Source organism: Oleiphilus sp. HI0067 (genome assembly GCF_001635735.1).
Window position 1 is genome coordinate 1 of record NZ_LWFI01001537.1, and the last position, 740, is coordinate 740.

General features: G+C 39.5%; 1 protein-coding gene. It reads left to right on the forward strand.

All coding sequences use genetic code 11. From position 1 onward, the window contains the following. Window positions 1–164: 164 nt before the first annotated feature. Window positions 165–404 carry a hypothetical protein gene (locus A3739_RS25120; RefSeq protein WP_156493342.1) on the forward strand — a complete coding sequence of 80 codons (240 nt, stop codon included), beginning with the start codon at window positions 165–167 and terminating at the stop codon, window positions 402–404. The last annotated feature ends 336 nt before the right edge of the window (window positions 405–740 follow it).

Sequence of the window (740 nt, forward strand, 5' to 3'; positions counted from 1 at the left end):
AATGATAATCGTTATTATTTAAATCGCAAGTGAATTGCTTCTCGTTTTATTTCAACAAGCTTCCCTCCAAAGAAAGCGAAACCGGATTTCTATTTTTTGAAGCTAAAAAACTTATGCAAATCTCATAGGATCACTTTAATCACTAACCAATGATCAACTTATTTATGAGTCATCTCAGCAAAGTTCTTATCTTTAAAATTCTTGGCACCGTGTTGGTTTGGTGCATCCCTCTCTTACTTTTTCCAGCGTCTGTTTTAGAGCAATTCGGGTTTCCTGCACAAGATAGCTACATGTTTATTCGTATGCTGGGTTGGGCCTATTTAGCATTATGCGTTGGTTACTTCATGGGCTTACAAGCCTCACTAAAAGGCAAGCGTTTAATGACCCCATTTATGTTGGCGTAGTCAGATGGTGGCGGCTGTTTATTCCTTCTTTACTACGGCATAAGCGGGGAATGGTCTGCATGGGGTGGCGCTATTCAATTTATCGCTTGGAGTTCGACACTTGCGACGGCTTTGATTACTGCGGGTTTGTTTGTTTTTGGCATCAAAGGAAACGAACCAATTATTGAGTCGTTTTAGTTCCATAATTGGGTATACGAGCAAGAATAAAAATACACAAAATTTTGATCGACTTTTGATCAATGTATGTATAGAGTTCGCCTCAGCTAGTAAGACACACCGTGTATTTACATCCTACATGTCGTTGTTATTCGTATTCCTCGTCCTGCAGTTGTTACG

What these genes read in the sequence shown, in the direction of transcription:
- A3739_RS25120 (WP_156493342.1), top strand. Translation starts at nt 165, where the DNA reads ATGAGTCATCTCAGCAAAGTTCTTATCTTTAAAATTCTTGGCACCGTG.